Raw genomic sequence first — 23,506 nt, 5'->3', positions numbered from 1 at the left:
ATTACGACAGGGCGTAGCCAATCAGGCTGGCAAAAATAATACAAGCCCCGCCAAAAACGCCGTATTCGACGCGCTTTTCAACGATACAATCTACTTCTTCTTTTTGAACGGTCAGCATGCTGAACAAGCAGCCTCCCGCCAGAGCAACGGCCAGCACGCCCAGACTGAACAGACCTGCCTGGACGAAATCAATAAACGCCATATCAATCCTCTTTTATGAGTCCAAGGTGTATGCATGCTTGTTGTTGGCCTTCCCGGCTGACAGCCAGTAACGGACGAACTGCACGTCTAATACCAACCGGAATATTACCCGGATTGGTCGTTATTTCGGGGCGAATGATACACCTTCTGACCGCGAGTGTAATCCCGGAGGATGTAATCAGGGGTGACAAAGCTGTAAAGACGAAGGGATTGTTTGTCTGCCGCTTGTCACACGAAAGCCAGTCTTGCCGCGAAGGCAATCAGGACCACGCCTAAAGTACGCTCAATGATGTGCATCTGACGGTGAAACCACAGCCGGGCTTTTTCGGCGGAAAACAGCAGGCTGACCAGGACAAACCACAAGGCGGTAACGATGCACATCCAGACACCATAGAACATCTGAATCGTCAGTGGTGTATCCAGGCTGACCACATTGGTGATAATGGCCAGAAAAAACAGCGTGGCTTTCGGGTTGGTGGCATTGGTCAGAAAACCTGTGCCAAACGCGCGACGCAGGGTCTGATGGCCTGATTCCGGTGTTGCATCGACTGCCGGGGCATCACTGGCGGCCGGTTTGCTGCGGCATAATTGCACACCGAGATACACAAGGTACGCGGCGCCCAGCAGTTTGGCGGCGATCAATAGCCACTCTGAGGTGTGCATAATGGCGCTGACGCCCAGCAAGGTATAGAGCACGTGCACCGACAGTCCCGCGCCGATGCCGAAGGCGGTCATTATACCGTGTCGGCGGCCAAACCTGAGGCTCTGGCGGACCGTCATGACAAAATCGGGGCCGGGGGCGACAACGGCCATAAAATGGATCAGCGCCAGAGAAATAAATTCAGGCCAGTATTCACTTAACATCAGCAATATCCTTATGCTTGTTGGACTCAGCCCCTATCAGCAATCTGATAGCGAACCTGAAGCTTACCTTTTTTCAGTTTGGTTGAAACCTGTACATTGGCCGGGATCTCGCCGGTGGTCGCGACATGGGTGCCGCCGCAGGGCCAGGCCGCCAGATCACCGAAGCCAACCCAGCGTGTGCCATCTGCTTCTGTGTGCGAGCGCATGGGCAGATCGGCCGCAATCAGTCGGGTCAGGTGCTGTAATATAGTGTGTTCGTCCAGCTCGACAACATGATCACGGGGCGAGAATTCGACCCGGCACTCGTTAGGCCAGTGGTGTGCTTTCTCGGGTTGCCAGCCATTCTGCTGCCCGATATTGCCAATCAGATGACCCAGACTGTGCAGTATGCTGTGGGTATTTCTGGGTTCTTTATCCATAGCAATGGTCACTATGCCGGTCGGTAACGGCTGGCTGATCACATGCTGGATAATGTCACCCGCTTTTTTGGTGTGCAGTACCTGCGCCCGTTCACCGCAATGGGTGGTAATGCGGCCTGTGTCGCCGGGCTGGCCACCGCCTTGCGGATGAAAGACGGTTTTGTCCAGCACGGCAATCCAATGCTCGCCTTCCTGATAGCAGGCGAGTAACTCGGCTTCACAGTGAAGGGCATGTGAATCCAGGTATAAGGCTTGTGTTGTCATCTTGTGCTTCCCTGTCCGCTTGTTTGTTATCCATTGTAATAGTGGCTGCACTACATGATAATCCATCATCAATTCAAATAACTTTTGCGCAGAGTGCATTAATCAGAGGCGGCATGAGCAGTAATAAACACATTGGCTTAATGCAGGACATGGCGATTTTTGTGTCTGTGGTGAAAACCGGCAGTTTTTCCGAATCTGCCAGGTTATTGGGTGTGTCGCCTTCTGCGGTCAGTCGCGCCATCAAGCAGCTTGAGCAGCAACTGGGGGTGTGCTTGTTGCAGCGTACCACGCGCAAACTGCGGTTGAGTGAAACCGGCCGGACAGTGTACGAGCGTTGCCTGCAGCTGGATGACACCGCAAGAGAGGTGTTAGCACTTTGCGAAAGCCAGGACAGCTCAGCCCGTGGTGTGGTGAAAGTCGCCGCGCCCAAAGCCGTTGCGCATTCGCTGATTCATCCTTATGTGGCGGAGTTTCTCAGTTTGTATCCGGACATTGATGTGCACCTGGTGCTGGATGATCAGGCGCTGGATCTGATTGAGCAGGAGATAGACATCCTGTTCAGAATTACCCGCCAGCCGCCGCAAGGACTGATAGGGCGCAGCCTGATGCCGATCGATCATGTGCTTTGCGCGTCACCGGATTATCTCAGTCGCAGAGGGACGCCGACCCACCCCAAAGCGCTGACGCAGCACAGCTGTATTTCGCTGGGCGAAAACGATGCAGATTCAAAATGGCGCTTCAGGCAGGGCGAAAGCCGGCTGACTGTGCCTGTGACCGGTCGTTACCGCGCCAACCATTCCCGTGTGCGGCTCGAAGCGGCGGAGCAGGGCATAGGCATAGCCAGTCTGCCGGTGTTTGTGGCAGAAGCGGGCATCGCCAATGGCAGCATCATACAGGTCTTGCCGGATTGGGAATTTGAAACCGCCTACACAGGTGATTTGTGGATGCTGTACCCGGCAACGCGCCATATTCCGGCCAAAGTGAGCCTGTTTGCTGATTATATTGTGGGTAAATTAGGTCGCTGAGTGCTTGCAGATGCGTCTTCTATTCTCGACACAGACATGGCATCGACACAGGCATGGCATCGGCGCAGGCGTGACGTAAAAACAGCCACCCTGAGGATGGCTGCGGCGTCATAACCTGAGACAGGCATAAGGAGCAGGTATCAGAAGCGGGTATCCACGAAATGCGTCACCGTATCTGCATCATCGGCGACACAGATGTAGCGCCATTTGTCGAAGGTCAGGCAGGGGTGTGAGGTCGAGAACACCAGGATATCCCCGACTTTGAGATCACAACCGGCCGGCACATTGACAAAGGTATGCTGATCCATGATCGCGGTGGCTTCCAGTCCCTGCACATTCAGCGGCTGGCCGTCGCGGAATCCGCGTTCAACCAGAGGCAGCCCGGCATCAAAAGCCACATCCCGTTTCCCCATACCGATCACGGCTTTGCAGGCTTCAGGCACAGACAATACATAGGCCCACAGTTCAAGGGCAGACTCCAGATCGCCGCCCAGTTCACAGGCATAGCCCTGATTGTGTTTCGCCCGGGACATCACCTGTTGTTGAGCATCCTGATAAATACCTGTGTCGTGGATCAGATAGCAACCCGGACGTATGATGGCATTTAAGTGCGGATGGGATGAAAACTCATCAGCCACTATGTCGTACCAGGCAGAGCCTGCCCCTGTGACAATCGGGCTGTCGACTGTGAGCAGTTTTTTCTCGGCCAGTTGCTCGACCAGCATTACGGCATCGCGCAGAAATAACCGGATCTTATCTTCAGCATCCGCACCGTGGATCACACCTTCGTAAACCTCCAGCCCGTGCAAAGTCAGGCCTTTGGCGGCCTGAATGAAGCCGGCCAGTGTCTCGACTTCTTCGTGATTACGGCACCCGCATCGCCCGCCAGGTACACCGTATTCAATCAGCACATTCAGCGTGAGCGACGCTTCTGAAAAGAAGTGGCTCAGCTGAGCGGCGTTTTCACAGGAGTCAACACAGCAATAGAATTGTGCGCCGTGCTGGCGCATCAGCCGGGCAATCAGTGCCATGTTGGCTTTGCCGACCAGCTGATTGGCCATCAGAATGTGTCTGGCGCCCGCCACTGCCGCTGTCTCGGCCTGCGCGGGAGTGGCCACAGTGATTCCCCAGGCACCGGCTTCCAGCTGCTCTGAAAACAGCGCCGGTGTCATTGTGGTTTTACCGTGCGGCGACAATTTCACCTGATGATGATTGGCGAACTGCTGCATCCAGTTCAGGTTATTGTTGATAGCCGATTTGCGGATCACGGCAGCAGGCAGGCAGATCTCCTCGTTAATCAGGCTGTACAGACCGTCACTTTTTTCGTCTACCCACACACCTTTGGTGCCTGCAGGAAAGTTTTTGTGATCGAATTCTTGGTATTTACTAACATGCTTTTTGTTTGCTTGAGGCATTGGTTATTCTCCTAACATAGCCTTTAGGCCTTGCCATGTATGACTTGTGGCACGTTGATAGTATTCCTGGTGTTAGAAACTATCAAACAATACGAGATGAATTGTGCGGTTTCTCACTGTTTGTTGCCGCCCGTCTTACTAGTATTCACCCCATAGAGGAAAGGCAGCCGTGACCATTGAAGTGGACATAGTGTCCAGAATTACAGAATGCTTCCCTCAATTAAGAGAAGCAGAAAAAAAAGTCGCCCGCCTGGTGATGGACGATTTAAGTGGTGCAGCGTCAGCCAGCATCACAGAGCTGGCTCAAGAAGCCGGCGTCAGTGAAGCCACGATCACCCGCTTTGCCAAAGCGGTGGGCTGTAAAAATGTGCGCGACCTGAAAATGAAGCTGGCCCAGTCACTGGCGGTAGGACAAAGATTCATCCATGAAAGTCCGGATGAGTCGGGGATCCAGGGGGTGTACGAGTCGATTAAGAACGTCATCAACATCAACCGCAAAATCGTGAACGAGGCAGATGTCGCCCAAGCCGTTGAGATGCTGCTGAATGCGCGCCAGGTTTTGTCCATCGGGATGGGGGGCGGCTCTACCATCATGTCGCAGGAGCTGCAGTTTCGCTTGTTCCGTATTGGCTTTGCCGTCAGTGCTTACAACGATGGTCTGTTAGCCCGGATGGTGGCCTCAACGGCCGACAGCAAAGATGTGATGGTTGCGCTGTCAGTCACAGGTTATACGGCTGAAGTGGTTGAACCGGCATCGATTGCCAAGCAATACGGGCTGAAGGTGATCGCGATAACCGCACCGGATTCACCGCTGGCAAAGGTCAGTGATGTGGTGCTGCCGCTGGTCACGGATGAAACCGACTTCATTTATAAGCCCTCGGCCTCGCGGTACGCCATGATGGCACTGATTGATGTGCTGTCGACTGAACTGGCACTGAGCCAGAAGCGTCGTTCCCGCGACAGGCTGCGCCGGCTGAAACTGGCGTTAGACAGCCACAGGGGCGGCGATGATCGCCAGCCGTTGGGAGATTAACCCGCTAGCCTGATGTATCCCGGCATGGCGGTATCCAAGCATACAAAGAGAAGGAAAACGCATGCATTTTGAGACCGTATTCCGCCATGTCACCATCGTTGATGGCACAGGTGCCAAGGCGTATCTGGCTGATCTGGCCGTCAAGGATGGCCGTATTGCCGCCATAGGTGATCTGGCTGGCAGTGAAGCGGCGCAGATCATTGATGGTCAGCATCTGGCCCTGTCTCCGGGTTTCATTGATGTCCATACCCATGACGACACCAATGTCATTCGTTTTCCCGATTGTCAGCCGAAGATCAGCCAGGGTGTTACCACTGTGATTGTCGGTAACTGCGGCATCAGTGCTTCGCCTGCGATTCTGGCCGGGGATCCGCCCGATCCCATGAACCTGCTGGGCAAACAGCAGGACTTTAAGTACCCGACATTTGCCGCTTACGCAGACGCTGTTCGTCAGGCGCAGCCGGCCGTGAATGTGGCGGCGCTGGTCGGCCATACCACATTGCGTAATAACGTGATGGATGATTTGTACCGCGCTGCCAGCAAGCAGGAAATTTCGGCAATGAAAGCACAGTTAAAGCAGGCGATGGCAGACGGTGCGTTAGGGCTGAGCTCTGGTCTGGCTTATGCCTCGGCCAAGCAGGCACCGACGGAAGAAGTCATGGCACTGGCGGAAGAACTGGCGGCATTCGGTGGTATTTATACCACCCACATGCGCACTGAGTTTGAGCAGATCCTTGATGCCATGGATGAAGCGTTCCGTACCGGCCAGCACGCCAAAGTGCCAGTGGTGATTTCGCATCTGAAATGTGCCGGTGCCGGTAACTGGGGCCGGACGGTCGAAGTGCTGGAGCGAATGGAATCGGCCGCTCAGCGTCAGGACGTTGCCTGCGATTGCTATCCGTATTCCGCCAGTTCATCAACCCTGGATCTGAATCAGGTCACGGATGAGTTCGACATCTTTATTACCTGGTCAGAAAAGCACCCGCAATACGCTGGCACCATGCTCAAAGACATTGCCAGTGACATGGGCCTGCCGCTGATAGAGGCGGCCAACGCCCTGCAACCTGCCGGTGCCGTGTATCACTGTATGGATGAAGCCGATGTTGAGCGTGTACTGAAATATCGCCTGACCATGGTGGGTTCAGACGGTCTGCCCAATGATCCGCACCCGCATCCGCGCTTGTGGGGCGCATTCCCCCGCGTGCTGGGTTATTACAGCCGGGAGCGCAAGCTGTTCTCGCTTGAGCAGGCGGTCCACAAAATGACAGGCATGTCAGCGAAGCGTTTCGGCCTGCAAGACCGCGGCGTGATTGCGCAAGGCGCTCATGCTGATCTGGTGCTGTTTAACCCGAACACCATTAAAGATGCAGCCAGTTTCGAAAACCCGATTGCCGCCGCAGAAGGCATTGAGCTGGTGATGGTGAACGGACAGATAAGTTACCGGCAGGGCCGGGTCAGCCCGCAACGTCATGGCCGCTTTCTGACCAGACAACAATCCTGACTCTTACACCGAATTTTTAGCAGTGAACATTAGTGGAGAACAAATATGACGATCATTCGTTATGGCGTAGAAGGCGGAACAGGAACCGGCGGTCAGCATTTGCCATTTGCACGTGCAACCCAGGCGGGCGGATTTTTGTATGTGTCCGGGCAGACGCCGATGACAGACGGCGAAGTGGTTGAAGGCGGCATTGTTGATCAGTCGCGTCTGGCGATTCAGAACTGTGTCGATATCATGACAGAAGCCGGTTACGGCCTGGAAGATGTGGTGCATGTGAAAGTGGTGCTGACCGATTCACGCTATTTCCAGTCTTTCAATAAAGTTTTCAAAGAGTTTTTTGGTGAGCATCCGCCGGCGCGTATCTGCATGGTGTGCGATCTGGTGGTCGATGTGAAAGTCGAAGTGGATGTCACTTGTTACCGTGAAGATCGCCGTTAATTGGCTGAGCTTTATCGGAAACGCTGAAGCCTGAAATAGCGCAAGAACAATCACTCTGAGCTGGAATATATCAGACGGAGACACAGAAAAAGGGCTGGCAATGCACCAGCCCATAAAAAGCAAATTACTGAAATGAAAGCTCAATTCAGTAATACATGGGATAACCAAGCAGGTTTATCCCCAAGCAAATAAAAGCAATGACGGATTATAAGAGGTATGGAATGAACAGTACACTCTTTCTCACCGGATTCGGTGCATATGTAGTGTTTATGATCTGGCTGGGATGGTTTGTGTCCCGTTCGCAGAAATCGGGTGAAGATTTCCTGCTGGGCGGACGCGGTCTCCCATTATTCCTGATGTTAGGGACAACAGTGGCGACTATGGTCGGTACCGGCTCCAGTATGGGGGCCGTGGGTTTCGGCTATAACAATGGTTGGGCCGGTGCGCTTTACGGTATCGGCGGTGCGTTGGGTATCCTGCTGCTCGCCTGGTGGTTTGCGCCGGTGCGCAAGCTGAACTTCATGACCATGAGCGAAGAACTGGCTTACTACGTGGGCGCTAACAAAGCGGTCAAAAACGTGGTCGGATTGCTGATCTTTATCGCGTGTATCGGCTGGCTTGGCGCCCATATTCTGGGTGGCGGTCTGTATCTGGCCTGGATTGCCGATATTGACCTGAATACCGCTAAAATCATTATCGCCGCTGCTTTTACGATTTATGTGGTGATAGGTGGATATACCGCTGTGGTGTGGACGGATACTATCCAGGCCGTCATTCTGTTTGCCGGTTTTATCCTGATGGCAGTGCTGTCAGTCAATCAGATCGGCGGGCTGGAAAACCTCTACGCAGCCATGGACCCTGCCGCTGTCAGCCTGTTGGGTATTGATAAACTGGGCGGTCTGCCAGCGCTGTCTCTGGCCACTGTGGTGGGTGTGGGTATCTTAGCCACACCGTCTTTCCGCCAGCGTATTTACTCCGGCAAAAATGTGTCTACCATCCGGCGCTCTTTCGTGATGTCCGGTGTGCTGTATCTGTTTTTCTCTATCATTCCGGCCATCATTGGTATGTCAGCCCATGCGATCAATCCCGAGCTGAATAACGCCAATTATGCTTTTCCGTACATTGCGGCAACGGTATTACCGGTGGGTATTGGCATGGTCGTGCTGATTGCCGGTCTGTCAGCCACTATGTCCAGCGCCAGTTCGGATGCCATTGCCGGGGTGTCTATTTTGCTGCGCGATGTCTTAATCCTGTTCACCGGCAAAGTGCCATCCAAAGACAAAATGGTGTTGTACTCCCGCCTGTCGCTGGTGATCGTGATTGGCATGGCGTTGCTGTTTGCCCTGACCTCCAATGACATTATCGGCTATATCACCAAAATGATTTCCACCGTGATGTCAGGCATGTTTGTCTGCGGCATGCTGGGACGCTTCTGGCAACGTTACACCTGGCAGGGCGCGCTGGCGACACTGGCTGGTGCATCGGCAGCCTCCTTTGCCATTATCCTGAATGCCGAGTGGGGTGCTTACTGGGGCAATCCGTGTATCCCTTCTGTGATCACAGCGCTGGCCGCCGGTGTTGCCGTCAGCCTGGTCACACCTGCCAACAAGGTCACGCCTGCTCAGGCGAAAGCCATTCTGGATGCAGAGCGTGAAGCGATGGAAAACACTGTTCAGAAGGACATCGGTACTCAAGCTGCTTGTGCGAAATAATTCGCTGAAACTTGTAAAAATGCAGGTCTTTGTGATGAACCAAGGCCTGCATCATGAATTAGGCTTTAATTAGAAGCGGTTAACCTTTGCTGTTGGTGTCGTTAAGCCGTACTCAACGCAAAAGGTTTGCCGGCTCTAGTGTTCAATCTCATTGAAGGGTACCAGTGTGAAAATCGCATTTTTTGGTGAATGTATGGTCGAGTTAAGCGGCCAGCCACTGCGTCGTACGTTTGGGGGAGACACCTTAAATACGGCGCTGTATCTGTCGCGTTTAGGGCGTTCCCGCCGACTGGATGTCAGCTATGCGACTGCGCTCGGAAAAGACAATATCAGTCAGGATATGTTGTCTGCCTGGCAGGAAGAATATATCGATACGCGGCTGGTGCGACGTCTGGAAGATAAGTTACCCGGTTTGTATCTGGTTGAAACCGAACCTAATGGCGAGCGTCATTTTCATTACTGGCGCAACGACAGTGCGGCGAAGTTTTATTTCGCCTCAGACGTCACGCCATTGGAAAAGTCAATTGTGAACAAAGAGTTTGATGTATTTTATATCAGTGGTATCAGTCTGGCCATTCTGGCTGAAGAAGCCAAAGCCATTCTGATCACCTTACTGGAAAAGCACAAAGCCAACGGCGGCAAAGTCGTCTTCGATAATAATTTCCGTCCGCAGCTGTGGACGGCGAAACAGGCGCAGTACTGGTACAAGCAGGTGCTGCCATTTGTCGATATTGCCCTGATCACAGAAGATGATGACCACAAAGTGTGGGGCCAGAGTGACGTGATCGAACGGTGCCGCGATCTGGGCTGCCACGAGGTGGTCATCAAACGCGGCGCTGCACCCTGCGTGGTGGTGACCGGTTTGCAGAGTCAACAGCCCGAAGCCTGTGAAGTGGCGGCCAATCCGGTCGACAACGTGGTGGATACCTGTGCTGCCGGCGATTCATTCGCTGCCGGATACCTGGCGGGACGCTTAAGTGGGCAAACGGCCAGTGTTGCTGCCGAACTGGGCCATCAACTGGCCGCAATCGTTATTCAACACCCAGGCGCCATTATCCCGCCTGACGCTATGACAGACATTATGTAAGGAGCTAGAAGTTAATGTCTCAATCCCTGATTGAAAAACTGAAACAATTTAAAGTCATTCCTGTTATCCAGATCAACAGTGTTGAGCAGGCAGTGCCGCTGGCGAAAACCCTGGTAGAAAATGGCCTGCCTGTGGCGGAAGTGACTTTCCGTACCGACGCTGCGGCGGAAGCGATCCGTCTGATGCATCAAGCGTATCCGTCGCTGTGTATTGGTGCCGGCACTGTGTTGAATGCCGAGCAGGTTGATCGCGCGCAGGAAGCTGGTGCAGAGTTTATTGTGGCACCGGGTCTGAACCCGAACACGGTTAGCTATTGTCAGGAGAAAGGCATTGCTGTGGTGCCGGGCGTGAATAACCCAAGCCAGATTGAACAGGCGCTGGAGCTGGGGCTGAATTTTCTGAAATTCTTCCCGGCAGAAGCGTCAGGTGGCATCAACATGGTGAAATCCCTGCTGGCACCTTATGTTGATGTCAGCCTGATGCCAACCGGCGGGATCAGCAAAGCGAACGTTCGCGATTATCTGGCTGTTGATCGTGTGCTTTGTTGCGGCGGAACCTGGATGGTGTCACCGGCACTGATCGACAATGGCGACTGGGATGAGATCGGTCGTCTGGTGCGCGAAGCCGTCGAGCTGGTTCGCGACTAAGTCATGACTTTCATTCTTGTTTGAGTTGTGTGCCACTCCGTGAACGGGGTGGCTTTTTTGTTACGTTGCCGAACCTGATGAATCGAAACGGCACTGTGTCAGATGTCCTTTGGGATCAAACACCAGGGCTAAGTTATCTGTCCGGCTCTGGGAGAACTGTGCCATACAAGTGTTTTTGGCCAATTGTGTCTGACTCTTTTCGCCGGTACTGATGACCACATCCACGCCCTGAATGGCTTGCAGTAAGGCTGGTGAAGCACTGGCCGGATACTGGCTTAATAACACGATGTTTTTGATACCTTTGATTTGCAGACGGTCGACACTGTTGCGCAGTAACTCAAGATCCTGCTCTTGTAAGCTATTCGTTTGATCATGATACGGATTAATTAACGCCAGATAAGCCACCTGCGTATTGCCATACCAGCGAATCAGCGCGTCCGCCCGGCCTTTATAACGGTTATAGGCATAAACGCCTGTCTCACTCTGCTTCAGCCCAAAATCAATATTGCTCGCCAGTACCGGATAATTTGCCTGCGGCAGCAGATTCACCGAATCTTTGTATTCCCGTACCTCTGAAGTAATGGCTGTGATATAGGAAAACGGCTGATGTTCCACATTCGGATTTTGCGCGGAATAAAAGGTGATGCCATCACGGCTTGGCAGGGTAACATGATCAAGATCAGCCTGACTTGGCGAAGGCGGCAACTGAGTCAGAAAGCGAACCTGCAGATGAGCACTATCCTGCAGGCTGGGCGTGCAGCCTGCCAGCAAGGAACCCATCAGAAGAAAAAGGCAAAGGATGAAACGGCGCATAACAATATCGGAACGTGATCTGGGTCGCTATTTTCTGCTTTTTGCAAGGAAATGACAAGAGGCCAGGTGACATGGTGTAAGAACAGGTGGCAGAAAAATCGCTGAATTAGCAAAAAAACAGACGACTGCTTTTACCTGTAAAAGAGGCTAACTCCCTCTTGTAGCGCTGAAAACTCAGCCTGAGGCCATACGCCATCGGGCAAAAAACGAGAAGAAAGACAGGTTTTGAACGCAAAATAATCACTCAGTTCAAAATGATGAATTTTGCAGTTGACTCGATCTCTCCATTGCGTAGAATGCATCCCGTACCGCAACGGAGGCTAACGACGAAGCGGTCATGGTAATAAACGATAACCGAATCGGTTCATCAGTTTAAGGCGCGTTGGCAGAGTGGCTATGCAGCGGATTGCAAATCCGTGTACCTCGGTTCGACTCCGGGACGCGCCTCCATTTGCGACACTAGCTCAGTTGGTAGAGCGCAACCTTGCCAAGGTTGAGGTCACGAGTTCGAACCTCGTGTGTCGCTCCAAATTCTCAGCTTGCAAAAGCGGTTGTCATCGTACCTGACGATGAAAAATGATGCGACACTAGCTCAGTTGGTAGAGCGCAACCTTGCCAAGGTTGAGGTCACGAGTTCGAACCTCGTGTGTCGCTCCAGATTTTATAGCGATTTGATTGAACACGAGCAAGCTCGTGCCTGAATCCAGTCGAGTCGCTACAGATTTTAAATCACAACGATAACTTTCGGTGTGAAAGATGGTGTTGACCCATCGCAATCCAGAATTGCGTGCCCTGGTGGTGAAATTGGTAGACACAAGGGATTTAAAATCCCTCGACGTTCGCGTTGTGCCGGTTCAAGTCCGGCCCGGGGCACCATCAAAATCAACGGCTGACAGGCTAACGCTTGTAAGCCGTTTTTCTTTTCCTGCCTTCGGAATCGCTATTAGTACCTCATCGCTTACCGATTATTCGTCGCCTACTGTGATTTCCTACCCATATTCGGGTTCACCAACACTTTCACTGCCAGTGTAGTTGTTTTGTCAGTACGTTAGCGCCAAACTCATGATGTAAAATACATTTTTTGTTCATTCTGTATTGAAGGCGTGAACATAATTAGAGCTAGACATCGGGCTAATCAGAGTTAAGAAATGATAGCCAAGGGAATTTTGAAATTGAAATGACAAAATTCAGAACGACAGAAAACTTGCAATGCGCATGTATTTTATCGGCAGCACTGACACTTTCAGCATGCTCTGAGCCGCAAAGTAATGAAGCGTTTTTAACCTTAGGTGATCAAGCGTTCAGTCAGAGTGCCTGGAGCGAAGCAGATGAATCAGTCAGAGGTGCGATGGTTTATTCCTTTCTTAAAGAACATAGTGTTATCGGAATGAAAAGCGAGACCTTGATTGATTTGCTTGGTGAGCCAACCGGGTATCATGAGTACGATCATGATCTGGCTTATTTCATTGGCGGAAATGTTCAAAGCCAGTATGGTGAAGGGTACTTACTCGTTTTTTTCATCAAAGATGGCATCGTCGATGGGTATCGAACTTTTCCGGCGATTGATTAGTTTGCTGACTTCAGCTTTCGGCTTATTGCTGAAATGACCGCCTTTCCGTCCTGTTACCTTAAGTCCGGTCCGATATAATCAGGACCGGAACATCAAGAAAATAACAAATTTATCAGTTTCATGATTTTCATATATACCCCTCAGTTTTAAATTACACCTCCAGTTCCTGCGCAGTTTGGCAGCAACGAGATTTGAGGAAAGATATTTTTTCTGACGGAAAAGTGAATTTCAGATTCGGGTTCCAACAGGCAAAGTTTGATACGGATCTGAAGGAGTAACCGGCCTGTCAGAATCACTGTCTATAAAGTGAAAATAACAGCAAAAAAAGTAAGAAATAAGCCTTTTATCTGACAGTGACCGATGGCGTTTCGAATTAAGCAGACTCACGACGTCATGTTTCAATTTATTCATGTGGGGAAAAGTCATTGTCGGCAAAGAATGGGGATGATAAATTCCAGAAACCTTGTTTAACGTTTCCTTATATACGGTCGCAAGATGTGACTGGTTTCCTGAAATAAATTGAAATTGATAATTCTATAAATTAGTTGGTGTGCATGACCATTCAAGAAATGATCTCGATATTGCTCTCTTTTCCAACGAATGTTTTTTTCGTTCCTTTTGTGATCTTTTTGGTCATCATGCTGGTGGATCTGGTATTCAACATTGTTGAAAGTGTCGCACCGGATGTTGATCTGTTTGATGCGGAGAATATCCCGGGTGCGGGTTTGATTCTGCCGCCGATTCTGTCGAAAGTGCCGTTAATGGTGGCCTTGTGCGTCAGCTTCTTTGCCGGAACCATTGTCTCTTTTTATCTGGCACAAGCGCTGAATGCTGTCTCAGAAGCCGGTTGGATGATGATTGCCGAAGTCGTGTCGATTCCATTTACGGCTTATCTGGCTCTTTTCATTGCCGCCTGGTTGCTCAAACCTTTGGCACCATTGTTTGATAAAAAGAAAAGCTTTGCCAAGGTTGACTTTATTGGCCTGAAAGGCCGGGTTCACAGCAGTTTGGTGAACCAGAACCGGGGTGAAGTTGTCGTGCAGCATAACGGCAGCGAATTCTTACTTGATGTCCGGGTGATTGAGCCGGAGATGTCAATGGAATATGGCGATGAAGTGATCATCGTTTCTCAAAATAAAACAACAAAACATTATATAGTAGCGAAAAATAGCTAAGTATAAGGAGTTGGCTATGCAAATCTCTCCAAGCGTTATCTTTATTAGTGCTGGAGTCGGTATATTTTTACTGATTTTAATTTTTCTCACATCCAGATATAAAAAGGTTCGAGGGGAAGGTGATGCACTGATCGTCAATGGTCTGCATGCCACCCGTGCGTCTCTGACCGGTACCTTCGTCTGGCCGGTCATTAACCAGCACGAATATATGGATATCACGCGTAAGAAGATATCTGTGATTCGCAGCGGTCGTAAAGATCAGGAAGGTGAAGAGTACGAAGGTCTGCACTGCCGCGATAATATTCGTGCCGACCTGAAAGTGGATTTCTATATCGGTGTGAACCACGAAGAAGAAGATATTGTTCGTGTTGCCAAGCTGTTTACCGCCCATGAAGCATCGAATATTGAACGTCTGAAAGAACATTTCCAGCCGAAGTTTTCTGAAGCACTGAAAACGGCCGTCAAACAGTTTGAATTTGAAGAACTGCTGACTAATCGCCGGACTTTCCGTGATGCTGTAGTTGAAGTGATCGGCAGCGAAATGGATGGCTTCAAAATCTATGACGTTGTGATCGATAAAATTGACCAGACTTCATTGGACGCACACAGCCCGGACAATATTCTGGACGTTGAAGGTATTCGCAAGATTTCCATGATCACTGCGCAAAAGAATACCGAAACCAATGCGATTCGTCAGGACGAGCGCACCACCATCAAGAAGAAAAATGTTGAAGCGGAAGCCAACCGTTTGCAACTGGATAAGCAGGAGCAGGAAAGCATTGCGCGTGCGAAACGTGAAATTGATATTATCAAAGCGCAGGAAGAAGCTTTGTCTTCCGAGAAGCGTGAAGAATATGAACGCGTGACGCAGTTGGCGAAACTGGAGACCGAAGAAGAAGTAGCCAAGAAACGCGAAAGCGTTCAGATGGAAGTCGAAATGACGCGTATTACCAATCAGCGTCAGGTGGCAATCCAGCAGGAAGAACTGACACGCGCTGTTGAAACGGAGAAGGTCCGTACTGCAACGGAAGTGGCAGAGAAAGAAATGCACAAAGAGACCACAGTGGAAGAATCGCTCAAAGCTGTGGCGGAAACGCGTTCTCAACGTGTTGAAATTGAACGTAAGATTGCACGCGAAGAGGAAGAGACAGAGAACCTGCGTGTTCACGAACAAGTGAACCGTCAGAAACGTGTCACTCTGACTGAAGCCGAAGCGATTGCAGAAGCGAAACAGCTGGAACTGCTGGTTGCTGCCCGTGCAGAGAAAGACGCTGCCCGCGAGAAAGCGGAACGTCTGCTGATTGAAAATGACGCTGCGCTGAAGGTTAAGACCCGTGATGCTGAAAACGCACTGGCTGTGAAGACCCGTGAAGCAGAAGCTGACCAGATCGTAGCGACCAAGCGTGCTGAAGCGGAATTTATCGCGAAAGAGCGTGAAGCTGCAGCGAAAGAGCGCATGGCGAAAGCTGAGAAAGAAGTGATCAGCTCAACGGGGCTGGCCGAAATTGAAGTGGAACGTGAGCGTGCACTGGCGATCCGTGAAGTGGGTGAAGCGGAAGCTTTCGCACTGCAGAGTGCGGGTGAAGCGGAAGCGCAGGCATTGCGTGCGAAAGGTCTGGCCGAAGCCGAAGCGCAAACTGCTCGTTTCGAAGCGGCTCAGCAGTACGATGAGCACACACGCGAGCATGATAAGTGGGTGATGCAGCTGCAACAGGATAAAGAGCTGGAAATCGCCCGTATCGACGCGCAGAAATCTGTGGTGGGCGAGAACGCGAAAGCGCTGGCTCAGGCTCTGTCTCAGGCGGACATCAAGCTGTTCGGTGGTGAAGGCATGGAGCAAATCCGTCGTACCATTATGGATGCTGCTTCAATGGATGCGAAGTTTGCCGAATCTAAAGTACTGAATCCACTGGTTTCTGAATATGTTGAAGGCCTGCGCAGCATGCCTCAGGACATTAAAGACATCCTGGAAAACACAGATCTGAAAAGCAGCGACCTGAGTAATGTCGCGCTGGCCGGTCTGCTGAATTCACAGGGCGGTGCATCAGAATTGCTGAAGAAAATTCAAAGTACCCTGAGCACTCACTCAGAAGACAAACTGTAATTTACGTCTATCATCCCACGCTTCCCGCCTCTTATGAGGCGGGATTTATTAGGTAATTGCATGTCCGAAACAACTCAACAAGCGGTGAGCGAGGGTGGGGCGTACGAAATACTGAAATCCCGTCTATTTCAGCAAGGTAAACAGCTCAAGTCCCTGTCTCAAACCTTTAATCAGAATCGTCAGACAATCTTTGGTGGCCAAGAAAGCCAACTGGTCGGTAAAGCGAATGTCCAGACACAAGCCCGCTCCATTCCCATTGATATGGCGCAGGTCAATCAGCAGCTTCTGTTCGGTTATCAGGTTCATGTCGGCCTGAAATCCGCTCCGTCCCTACAGGATGTCTTTGGTTTATATCAATTACACGAGCAGGACGGCACGTTCCGCATTGAACCTTTGCCGCTGGAAAACAGTTTTCTGACGGATGCCCGTTTTCTGCACGAATTCACCGAACTTTTTACTTACTACAGCGATGCCCGCCTGACACAGATCTCGCGTCAGGAAAGCATTTTGTACATTGCCTTCCAGATCGGGATGCGTCCCGAAGACCGCAAAGTCTTCCGTTTCCAGCTCAATGCAAACTCAATTGAATATATTGACTCGCTGGGTAACAAACAGCTGGAAAACGTTCAGCAGCATGACTTTGACTGGATTGCCACAACCCGTGACGATCATGTAGCCGGTACTCATCCGCACGTGTCGATCCGCGACAAGCTGTTTGTCGAATGCATTGGCGGCGATCTGACCATCAAGGTGGAAGACAACACGGATGATGGTAAAGGGATCTACAGCGAATCGGTCGACGACCCGCACCAGAGTGTTGCCGATGCTTTCATTGAATACGCCTTCATTGGTGAGCTGATCACATTAAAAATCAAACCGCACCGTGAAAAGCACTCGCGCTATTTTATTTATAACCCGATCAACCAGTCAGTTACCCGGGCTGATGCGTTAGGGCTGAGCGCCAAAGCGCTGCCGGAAGATCATGGTGTGTTGTATTCCCACGGTTTTGTGCTGGCAAACGGTGAAAGCAAGCAGTTTGACATGCCCTGGCAGCACCTGAAGTTCTTCCAGAAAATTGCCTCCCCCAACGGTGAAGATATCCTGTATTTCTTCTTCAACATGCTCGAAGGCCATTATGTTGGCTTTACCTATAACATGATTGAGAAGAAATTTGCGGCGCCTCTGGAGAGCCACGGATTCAGCCTCTATCCCGACGGCCGGATGCTGGTATTCCAGCTGTCTGAAAATGCGGAAGCGTCAACCATTCACCCGCTGCGAATCTGGGATACGCCGTTTTCTACCCCGGAACACTATGCCGCGCAGAATGCCAATGCTGACAACACCAGCCCGCTGTTTAATCTGGGCAATGCCGAACTGGTTCGTGCACTGTCATCCGTGCTGTCTATCTGCCAGCTGGCTCAGACAGAAGAAGTCACTCAGGCAGCTTTTGAAGTGCTGCTGAAAGAGTGTCAGACCACGCTGGATCACTATCACTGGCTGAATCATCACTATGCGCTGGGCATGGGTGAGGTGATCAACAGTCTGATGGACACGGCAAACAAGATCATCGATGAGTTTGCCAAAGTTCTTCAGATGCAGCGTCACGCTGAAGAGGCCCTGGTTGAGCATCAGCAGGTCGTAACCAACCTGATTGCGAAGATCAAACTGGCACCCAAAGAGCAGGCAAATGTCCTGTTGTCCCTGCTGTCCGAGCTGAAAGCGCAAGTGGGGGCCACCATGGCGCTGCGTCAGCAGCATTATATGGATAGCGACAGTGTTGATGCCTTACTTGACAATCTGCAGCAGCACCGCGAGCAGTTGAACCAGCAGTTGCTGGCGTTGTTACAGGAAGAAAAGGCGTATCAGCCGTTTAAGCAACAGATTCACGACATAGACTCTGTGCTGGCGGATGTCAGCAAGACCGCAGACATTCAGGCGCTTCAGCAGCAGGTTGACACGCTGCGTGCAGACTTGCAGCTGGTGTCGGAAGAAGTCACGGACATTGAAACCGATGATCCGACCCAGTCGACCCGGATTCTGGATCTCACCACCGAAGTCTCGTCGTTACTGAATGCGGTGTCGGCCAGACTGAGAAACAAATCACAGAGCCTGCAAAGTAACGAGGCTCAGGCCGAGTTCAGTGCCCAGTTCAAACTGCTGGGGCAGTCGGTCAGCAGTGCGATGGAGCAGGCGACCACGCCGGATGAGTGTGATACACAACTGGCGAAACTGGTTGGTCAGCTGGACAAACTCGAGTCCCGCTTTGCCGATTTCGACCAGTTTCTGGTGGAGATTTACGCCAAGCGCGATGAGATTCAGTCGACGCTGGACAATCACAAACAACAGCTGATTGCAGCGCAGCAGCGCCGGGTACAGAACCTGATGCAGGCTGCCAATGTCACCATGGGCAGCGTCGAAAAACGGGTGTCCCGTTTTGATGATGTGAAAGCGCTGAACAGTTATTTCGCCACCGACGCCATGGTGCTCAAACTGCATCAGCTGTCGCAGTCGATTCGTGATCTGGGCGACAGCGTCAAGGCGGACAGTCTGGATGCTAAGCTCAAATCGCTGCAAGACCAGTCGCTGCGCTCGCTGCGAGATAATCAGGATATCTTCGAAGATGGCGGCAAAGTACTGCGGTTGGGCCGTCACAAGTTCAGCGTCAACCAGCAGGGGCTTGATCTGAGTCTGGTGGAGCATAACAAACAGCTTTGCACCCATATTTCCGGTACCGATTTTTATCAGCCCATTGAAGATGAAACCTTCCTGTCGCTGCAGCAGATCGCGCGCCTTGATGTGTCGTCTGAAAGTGAGGCGGTTTATCGCGGTGAATACCTGGCATACCTGATGCTGCACAGTGCGATGAATAAGGCCGATGATCTGTCGCTTGCTCAGCTTTATCAGGCTGGCCGTGACAAAGCCTTGTTGCCGCTGGTTCAGCGCTTTGCAGCGCCGCGTTACAAAGAAGGGTATGTCAAAGGGATCCACGATCACGATGCCGCTCTGATATTGCAGGATGTGCTGCCGACCTTTGAACAGGCCGGATTGCTGCGATTCAGCCAGCGTGCGCGGGCCAATGCGCTGTTGTGGCTGATGATGCAGGAGGAAACGGAACTGCATCGCTGGCAGGAAAAAGCGAAAAATGCACAGTTGCTGAAAGAGCACCTGAATTCCGCGGATGCATTCTTGTCGCTGCAGCACACGCTGGCCGAGTCGGTGCAAGGGCAGGCTGCTATGGAAAGCAGCGATTATCTGATTCGGTTACTGGCAGGAACGGATGTGCGGATTGAAGTCAGTCAGGATGGCTTTGAACTGAGTGAAGATTACCTGCAATTTCGTCGCAGTCTGGGCTGGAACGGCGAGCAACAGGCGCTGGATGTCGCCTTTGCCGATCATCAGCAATGGTTGAGTGCTTACACCGCTCAGAAGCAATACGGTGAGGCGTTTGTAGTAGAAGCCGCTGCGATTGCGGTATGCAAAACTCATTCAGACCGCTTGCTGAGCCCGGTGGACTTCTCTCTGGCTTGTCCTGTGCAGGGACTGCTGGGCGAGCACGATCGGGTTGAAGGTGGCACATTAACACTGGTACTGGATGATTTCATCCAGCGCTGTGAACACCACCGCAGCGAAGTGGTTCCTCAGTTTGAAGCTTATCTGAGTCAGCGGACGGCATTGCTGAATCAGGCAAAAGATCAATTCAGGCTGAACGAGTTCAAACCGCGGCCGCTGACCTCTTTCGTCCGCAACAAGCTGATCAGCGACAGCTACCTGCATCTGATTGGTGACAATTTTGCCAAGCAGATGGGCACAGTCGGCGACAAGAAGCGGACAGATCTGATGGGGATGCTGCTGCTGATTTCTCCGCCTGGCTACGGTAAAACCACCCTGATCGAATACGTGGCGCATAAGCTGGGACTGGTCTTTATGAAGGTCAACGGCCCGTCAATTGGCCATCAGGTCACCTCGCTGGATCCGGCCGATGCGCCGGATCAGAACTCTGCGCGTGAAATTGAGAAGATCAATCTGGCCTTTGAAATGGGCAACAACGTGTTGCTGTATCTGGATGATATTCAGCACACCAGCCCGGAACTGCTGCAGAAATTCATCTCGCTCTGTGACGGTACCCGACGGATTGAAGGAACCTGGCAGGGGAAAACCAAAACCTATGATATGCGCGGCAAGAAGTTCGCTGTGGTTATGGCCGGGAACCCGTATACCGAAACCGGTGAAGCGTTCCGGATTCCGGACATGCTGGCCAACCGGGCCGATATTTATAACCTGGGTGACATGCTGTCGGATCAGCAATATGCGTTTGAGCTGAGCTTCATTGAGAACTCACTCACCTCTAATCCGGTTCTGGCGCCACTGGCAACCCGCGATCTGAATGATCTGTACCGGTTTGTCAAAATGGCACAAGGGGATGGCGTTGCGCTGAGCGATATGTCGCACTCGTATTCATCAACCGAAGCCAACGAAATTGTGGCGACGCTGCAAAAACTGATGCTGGTTCAGCAGACGGTTCTGAAGGTGAATCAGCAGTACATTCTGTCGGCGGCCACGGCTGATGACTATCGCGTTGAGCCGCCGTTTAAGCTGCAGGGTTCTTACCGGAACATGAACAAGCTGGCTGAGAAAATCGCTTCGGTGATGACGGATGATGAACTCAATACGCTGCTTCAGGATCACTATCAGGGTGAAGCGCAAACGCTGGCCAATGGCACAGAAGAAAACCTGCTCAAGCTGGCAGAGCTGCGCGGCAACATGAGCGCTGAACAGAAAGCCCGCTGGGAAGACATTAAACAAGCCTATCAGCGCAAGCAAATGATGGGTGATGAAAGTGACCGTGCCGGACAAGTTGTTCAGCAATTAGCGATGCTGAATCAGCATGTTGCGCGGTTCACTCAGCCTGTAAAACCGGAGGATTTGCAATGAATCAGCAACAGTGGCTCGACTGGCTGAAAGCGTCGCTTGACGATGGCCGGCTGGACGACAGCGAGCGCCGAGATTTACAGGCATCGCTGGTCGAAGCCGGTTTATCGGATGATGATCGTGCTTTTTTGCGCAACCAGAGCTTCAAACTGGCACAACAAGCCATACAGCAAGGGACTGAGTCCCTTGCTGTACTTCGCTGGCTGGAACGGGTAGTGAAAGTGCTTGATAACACCCGCAGCGCTGCCATTGCAGAAGTCGCAACCAGTTGGTTTTCACCGGGGCGTGACTGTGCGGGCGGCATCATTGAGCAACTGCGACAGGTGCGCAGTAAAGTGGATATTTGTGTCTTTACGATTGCGGATGATGAGCTGACCAAACACATTCTGGCGGCCCATGAACGCGGCGTGCAAGTGCGGGTGATCACCGATAACGACAAACTCAATGATGCTGGCAGTGACATTGATTATCTGGCCCGTAAAGGCGTCGCCGTGAAAATTGATACCACGGCTTATCATATGCATCATAAGTTTGCCGTATTTGATGGCACCCGGCTTATCAACGGCAGTTTCAACTGGACACGCAGTGCGTCCAGATACAATCAGGAAGACATTACGCTGACGGATGACCGCCGTTTTCTGACAGCGTTCGAGCAGCAGTTCGAAGATCTGTGGCAGCGTTTTCCTTGTCATCAGCCGAGTTAAGGAGAGCCCAGATGAATGACATTGTGAACCCTGAGCCGCAACCTGTCCGCTCAGCCAGTCCGGCAGACTTGTCGGAGTTGGACGTGACACCCGAAATCGTTGCCTTGTCTGACAGTTTTGATCCTTTCGACGCTGTGGCAACCATCACTTTTGGTAAAGAGGCGCTGGAAAAAATCACTGCGTTTTCCGATAACGTGCTGGAGCAGGTTCGGGTCCGTGATACCGGGGATGCCGGAGAAATCCTGCAATCTATGGTGGAGTCGATGGACAGCGCCGCGTTTGACCGCCTCAAAGGCAATAGCTTTCTGGCGAACCTGCCGCTGATTGGCGAGCTGTTTGATTCCTTCAGGAAGTTCTCCCGCAGCTTTGATTCGGTCAAGCAACAGCTTGAGCAGTTGTCGCAGCAGTTGGAAGCGCAGGAAGTGAAACTGGCGCACGATATCACGCAATTGGATGGCCTGTACGATAACAACCTCGAGTTGCTCAAAGGCCTGGAGCACTTCATTGCCGCGGGTAAATACAAACTCAGTCAGTTGAACACGGATGTATTACCGGCCTTGCACGCGGCCTCTGTTCAATCCGGCGATGCGCTGGAAGCACAGAAATACCGTGATGCCAGTCAGGCAGTCGCGCGGCTGGAAAAACGGGTTCACAATCTGGAGCTCACCCGGCTTGCCGCGGTGCAAACCGCACCGCAGATCCGTTTGTCGCAGGAAGGCAATAAGATGCTGATGGAAGATATTCAGGATATCATCCACAACACTTTCCCGCTGTGGAAACGTCAGTTCCTGATTGCGATTTCCAACTACGAGAAAGAAAAGGCGTTGAGAGTCACCCGGACGGTGAAGGATTACACCAACAAACAGTACGTGAAAAACGCAGAACACCTGAAAGTGCTGGAAGAGCAAATTGCTGAAAACTACCAGCGCGGCATTCTGGATCTCGACTCCCTGCAGGCGGTAAATCAATTGACGATTGAAACGCTGAACAACACGCTATCCCGCGTCAAAGAAGGTCGTCAGCAACGCGAACAGGCCGAAAAAGTCATTGCGAAAGCCGAGCAAGAGCTGAAAGTGGCCTTGCAGCAAACGCTTGAATGATGCTGTTGAGCTGCATCATAGGCGGACATTAATCAGAACGGCAGTGAAAACTGCCGTTTTTTTATGGTTGTGTTTCCTGATGACTTTCAGGTTGCTGTATTTTACTCAGTGTTGGATGGAGTGATTTATAACGATATAGAGCCACATTCATCGGAATATAGGTCATGATGAGAAACGAGAACAACGCCATTGCCACTGTCTCTATCGCTTCCAGATCAATAATCATTAAGGTAACGAGACAGGGCCATACCATGAAGAAAGGTGAGAAATACCGCCAAAATTGTGCTGAAAAATATTGAATACGGTATACATAGCCCTGTAAACCAATCACAGCGAATAATAAAACAACACAGTCGATAATACTCAGAAGCGTCAGCGCATCCTGATAGGTAAGACGAATCGCCATGATGAGATTATAAATACTGAACCAGAAATATAGTTTCCACAAACGCATAATTTTCAAAATATTAGACTGCTGTTCAGCCTTTATATCACACAGGTTTTA

19 protein-coding genes and 4 tRNA genes are annotated in these 23,506 nt (G+C 51.5%); 17 read left to right on the top strand and 6 right to left on the bottom strand.

All coding sequences use genetic code 11. The annotated features are described in order from the left end of the window. Window position 1: 1 nt before the first annotated feature. The 3 genes from H511_RS0112440 to H511_RS0112430 form a co-directional block, all read right to left on the bottom strand. A complete protein-coding gene (locus H511_RS0112440; protein WP_027252583.1) occupies window positions 2-202 on the bottom strand; it encodes a hypothetical protein in 201 nt (66 codons plus the stop codon). A gap of 227 nt (window positions 203-429) precedes the next feature. Next, a complete protein-coding gene (locus H511_RS0112435; RefSeq protein ID WP_027252582.1) occupies window positions 430-1,065 on the bottom strand; it encodes a LysE family translocator in 636 nt (211 codons plus the stop codon). A 26-nt stretch (window positions 1,066-1,091) separates the two neighbouring features. Then, entirely contained in the window at window positions 1,092-1,748 is a 657-nt protein-coding gene (locus tag H511_RS0112430) for an alanine--tRNA ligase-related protein (protein WP_036759504.1), read from the bottom strand. Window positions 1,749-1,861: 113 nt separating this feature from the next. On the opposite strand from H511_RS0112430, the gene H511_RS0112425 reads away from it, so the two are divergent. Next, a complete protein-coding gene (locus H511_RS0112425) occupies window positions 1,862-2,773 on the top strand; it encodes a LysR family transcriptional regulator (RefSeq protein ID WP_027252580.1) in 912 nt (303 codons plus the stop codon). Between the two features lie 140 nt (window positions 2,774-2,913). On the opposite strand, the gene H511_RS0112420 is transcribed toward H511_RS0112425, so the two are convergent. After that, window positions 2,914-4,188, bottom strand: a complete 1,275-nt coding sequence (locus tag H511_RS0112420) for an amino acid deaminase (protein ID WP_027252579.1) — start codon at window positions 4,186-4,188, stop codon at window positions 2,914-2,916. A gap of 169 nt (window positions 4,189-4,357) precedes the next feature. Between H511_RS0112420 and H511_RS0112415 the strand changes: the two genes are divergently transcribed. The 6 genes from H511_RS0112415 to H511_RS0112390 all read left to right on the top strand — a co-directional run bounded on the left by H511_RS0112415 (window position 4,358) and on the right by H511_RS0112390 (window position 10,606). Further along, window positions 4,358-5,221, top strand: coding sequence for a MurR/RpiR family transcriptional regulator (locus tag H511_RS0112415; RefSeq protein ID WP_027252578.1), 864 nt, complete (start codon window positions 4,358-4,360; stop codon window positions 5,219-5,221). Between the two features lie 61 nt (window positions 5,222-5,282). Continuing rightward, entirely contained in the window at window positions 5,283-6,722 is a 1,440-nt protein-coding gene (locus H511_RS0112410; protein WP_027252577.1) for an N-acyl-D-amino-acid deacylase family protein, read from the top strand. Between the two features lie 45 nt (window positions 6,723-6,767). Further along, window positions 6,768-7,160 (top strand): RidA family protein, encoded by a 393-nt coding sequence (locus tag H511_RS0112405; RefSeq protein WP_027252576.1) that lies wholly within the window; start codon window positions 6,768-6,770, stop codon window positions 7,158-7,160. 221 nt (window positions 7,161-7,381) lie between these two features. Next, complete coding sequence (locus tag H511_RS0112400) at window positions 7,382-8,872, top strand: sodium:solute symporter family protein (protein WP_027252575.1); 1,491 nt, start codon at window positions 7,382-7,384, stop codon at window positions 8,870-8,872. A gap of 193 nt (window positions 8,873-9,065) precedes the next feature. Next, on the top strand, window positions 9,066-9,959 hold the full coding sequence (locus H511_RS0112395; protein ID WP_248616598.1) for a sugar kinase: 894 nt from the start codon (window positions 9,066-9,068) through the stop codon (window positions 9,957-9,959). A 14-nt stretch (window positions 9,960-9,973) separates the two neighbouring features. Next, a complete protein-coding gene (locus tag H511_RS0112390; RefSeq protein ID WP_027252573.1) occupies window positions 9,974-10,606 on the top strand; it encodes a bifunctional 4-hydroxy-2-oxoglutarate aldolase/2-dehydro-3-deoxy-phosphogluconate aldolase in 633 nt (210 codons plus the stop codon). 60 nt (window positions 10,607-10,666) lie between these two features. Here H511_RS0112390 and H511_RS0112385 read toward each other — a convergent pair whose 3' ends face one another. Further along, window positions 10,667-11,419: a bifunctional UDP-sugar hydrolase/5'-nucleotidase gene (locus H511_RS0112385; protein WP_027252572.1), complete on the bottom strand. Its 753-nt coding sequence runs from the start codon at window positions 11,417-11,419 to the stop codon at window positions 10,667-10,669. Window positions 11,420-11,795: 376 nt separating this feature from the next. Here H511_RS0112385 and H511_RS0112380 point away from each other — a divergent pair. The 10 genes from H511_RS0112380 (at window position 11,796) to H511_RS0112335 (ending at window position 23,001) form a co-directional block, all read left to right on the top strand. After that, a tRNA-Cys gene (locus H511_RS0112380) sits at window positions 11,796-11,869 on the top strand. Window positions 11,870-11,872: 3 nt separating this feature from the next. After that, window positions 11,873-11,948: transfer RNA gene (locus H511_RS0112375), tRNA-Gly, on the top strand. A 52-nt stretch (window positions 11,949-12,000) separates the two neighbouring features. Further along, window positions 12,001-12,076, top strand: a tRNA-Gly gene (locus H511_RS0112370). A 132-nt stretch (window positions 12,077-12,208) separates the two neighbouring features. Then, window positions 12,209-12,295, top strand: a tRNA-Leu gene (locus H511_RS0112365). A gap of 301 nt (window positions 12,296-12,596) precedes the next feature. Further along, a complete protein-coding gene (locus tag H511_RS0112360) occupies window positions 12,597-12,989 on the top strand; it encodes a hypothetical protein (RefSeq protein WP_027252571.1) in 393 nt (130 codons plus the stop codon). 554 nt (window positions 12,990-13,543) lie between these two features. Then, on the top strand, window positions 13,544-14,164 hold the full coding sequence (locus H511_RS0112355; RefSeq protein ID WP_027252570.1) for a hypothetical protein: 621 nt from the start codon (window positions 13,544-13,546) through the stop codon (window positions 14,162-14,164). 16 nt (window positions 14,165-14,180) lie between these two features. Further along, a complete protein-coding gene (locus H511_RS0112350) occupies window positions 14,181-16,268 on the top strand; it encodes a flotillin family protein (RefSeq protein ID WP_027252569.1) in 2,088 nt (695 codons plus the stop codon). A gap of 60 nt (window positions 16,269-16,328) precedes the next feature. Further along, window positions 16,329-21,200 (top strand): DNA repair ATPase, encoded by a 4,872-nt coding sequence (locus H511_RS0112345; protein ID WP_027252568.1) that lies wholly within the window; start codon window positions 16,329-16,331, stop codon window positions 21,198-21,200. Continuing rightward, window positions 21,197-21,901, top strand: a complete 705-nt coding sequence (locus tag H511_RS0112340; protein ID WP_027252567.1) for a phospholipase D-like domain-containing protein — start codon at window positions 21,197-21,199, stop codon at window positions 21,899-21,901. The genes H511_RS0112345 and H511_RS0112340 overlap by 4 nt, the downstream gene beginning before the upstream one ends. 11 nt (window positions 21,902-21,912) lie before the next feature. Next, complete coding sequence (locus H511_RS0112335; protein WP_027252566.1) at window positions 21,913-23,001, top strand: toxic anion resistance protein; 1,089 nt, start codon at window positions 21,913-21,915, stop codon at window positions 22,999-23,001. 61 nt (window positions 23,002-23,062) lie between these two features. On the opposite strand, the gene H511_RS0112330 is transcribed toward H511_RS0112335, so the two are convergent. Beyond that, window positions 23,063-23,407: a hypothetical protein gene (locus H511_RS0112330; RefSeq protein WP_161445029.1), complete on the bottom strand. Its 345-nt coding sequence runs from the start codon at window positions 23,405-23,407 to the stop codon at window positions 23,063-23,065. Window positions 23,408-23,506 lie beyond the last annotated feature (99 nt).

The organism is Photobacterium halotolerans DSM 18316, from assembly GCF_000425165.1.
GTDB classification, from domain to species: Bacteria; Pseudomonadota; Gammaproteobacteria; order Enterobacterales; family Vibrionaceae; genus Photobacterium; species Photobacterium halotolerans.
The sequence above is the reverse complement of the archived record's forward strand: the minus strand, read 5'-3'. Positions and strand labels throughout refer to the sequence as shown.